The sequence below is a fragment of the Micromonospora sp. 4G55 genome (genome assembly GCF_016803375.1).
On record NZ_JAEVHN010000837.1, the window covers coordinates 1 to 2372 of the forward strand.

Consider the following 2372-nt stretch of genomic DNA (forward strand, 5'->3'; position numbering starts at 1 on the left):
GCCTGCTCGATGATGACGTGCGCGTTGGTGCCACTGATGCCGAACGACGACACGCCCGCCCGACGCGGATGGCCGTTCACCGGCCACAGGCGCCCCTCGGTCAACAGCTCCACCGCACCGGCGGACCAGTCCACCTGCGGCGACGGCGCGTCGACATGCAGGGTGGGCGGCAGGACGCCGTGGCGGATCGCGTGGACCATCTTGATGATCCCGGCGACCCCGGCGGCGGCCTGGGTGTGCCCGAGGTTGGACTTGATGGAGCCGAGCCAGAGCGGGCGCTCCGCCGGGCGCTCCCGGCCGTACGTGGCGAGCAGCGCCTGCGCCTCGATCGGGTCGCCCAGCGTCGTACCCGTGCCGTGCGCCTCCACCGCGTCGACCTCGGCGGCGCTGACACCCGCCGACGCGAGCGCGGCCCGGATCACCCGCTGCTGCGACGGGCCGTTCGGCGCGGTCATGCCGTTCGACGCGCCGTCCTGATTGACCGCCGAACCACGCACCACCGCCAGGACCGGGTGACCGTTGCGGCGGGCGTCGGAGAGCCGCTCGACCAGCAGGACGCCGACCCCCTCACCCCAACCGGTGCCGTCGGCCGACGCGGCGAACGACCGGCACCGCCCGTCCGAGGAGAGACCGCCCTGCCGGTTCATGTCGATGAACGTGTCCGGGGTGGACATCACGGTCACGCCGCCGGCCAGGGCCAGCTCGCACTCCCCGGTGCGCAGCGCCTGGATCGCCCAGTGCAGCGCCACCAGCGACGACGAGCAGGCGGTGTCCACGGTCACCGCCGGCCCCTCCAGCCCGAGCACGTACGCGACCCGCCCGGAGACCACGCTGGTGTGGCCCCCGTTGCCCAGGTAGCCCAGCGCCTCCTCCGGCATCTCGCCGGGCCGGGTCGCCCAGTCGTGGTACATCACCCCGGCGAACACCCCGGTACGCGAGCCGGCCACCGAGTGCGGATCGATGCCGGCCCGCTCGAACGCCTCCCAGGACGCCTCCAGCATCAGCCGCTGCTGCGGGTCCATGGCGCTGGCCTCGCGGGGGCTGATCCCGAAGAAGTCCGGGTCGAACAGGGCGGCGTCGTAGAGGAAGCCGCCCTCCTTCGTCGAGGTACGCCCCGACCGGCCCGGCTCCGGGTCGTACAGCTCGTCGATGTCCCAGCCCCGGTCGGCGGGGAACTCGCCGATCGCGTCCACCCCCTCGGCGACCAGCCGCCACAGCTCCTCCGGCGAGCTGACCCCGCCCGGGTAGCGGCAGCTCATGCCGATGATGGCGATCGGCTCGTCGGGGACGGCGCGCACCGTGGCCCGCACCGGCTCGGCCGCCGGGCGCAGGTCGAGCAGCTTCTCGACCAGGTGCGCGGCCAGCGCGCGCGGGTTCGGGTAGTCGAAGACGAGGGTGGCGGTCAGCCGCAGCCCGGTGGCCGCGTTGAGCCGGTTGCGCAGCTCCACCGCGGCCAGCGAGTCGAAGCCGATCTCGTTGAACGCCTGCCGGGGCGCGATGGCGTCCGCAGCGCTGTGCCCGAGCACGGCGGCCACCTGGGTACGGACCAGGTCCAGCAGGACCGACGTACGCTCCGCCTCGGTCAGCTCGGCGATCTGACGCGCCAGGGAGAGCTCGACCGGGACGGCACCGGCGGCGGCCCGGGCGGCGGGCCGCCGGGGCGCGCGGACCAGCCGGCGCAGCAACGGTGGCAGCTCGGCGGCCCGCCGTTGCAGATCCGCCAGGTCGAAGTGGAGCGGCGCCAGGAACGGCTCGTCCACGCCGAGCGCGGCGTCGAAGAGGGCGAGGTTCTGCGCGACGGTTAGTTCCCGCAGCCCGAGGCGGCTCACCCGGTGCGCGGCGACGTCGTCCACCCCGGCGCCCATGCCGATGTCCCGGGGCCAGAGCCCCCAGCCGAGGCTGGTGGCGGGCAGCCCGGCGGCCCGGCGGTGCGCGGCGAGGGCGTCCAGGAAGGTGTTGGCCGCCGCGTAGTTGGCCTGCCCAGAGCCGTCGAGGAAGCCGGCGGCCGAGGAGTAGAGCACGAAGGCGCGCAGGTCGGCGTCGCGGGTCAGTTCATGCAGGTGCCAGGCGGCGTCGGCCTTGGGGCGCAGCACCGCGTCCAGCCGCTGTGGGGTGAGGCTGTCGAACGTGCCGTCGTCGACGATCCCGGCGGCGTGCACGACGCCGGTGAGCGGCTGGTCGGTGGGGACCGTGGCGAGCAGTGTGGCGAGGGCGTCGCGGTCGCCGACGTCGCAGCCGGCGAGGGTGACCTGGGCGCCGAGGGCGGTCAGCTCGTCGCGCAGCGCGGCGGCACCGGGGGCGTCCGGTCCACTCCGGCTGGCCAGCAGCAGGTGCCGGACGCCGTGGGTGGTGACCAGGTGCCGGGCCAGCAC

1 protein-coding gene is annotated in these 2372 nt (G+C 74.8%); it reads right to left on the reverse strand.

Annotated elements, in window-relative coordinates; all coding sequences use genetic code 11:
* A partial coding sequence (locus JNW89_RS34950; RefSeq protein WP_238452277.1) for a type I polyketide synthase occupies positions 1-2372 on the reverse strand: 2372 nt, incomplete at both ends.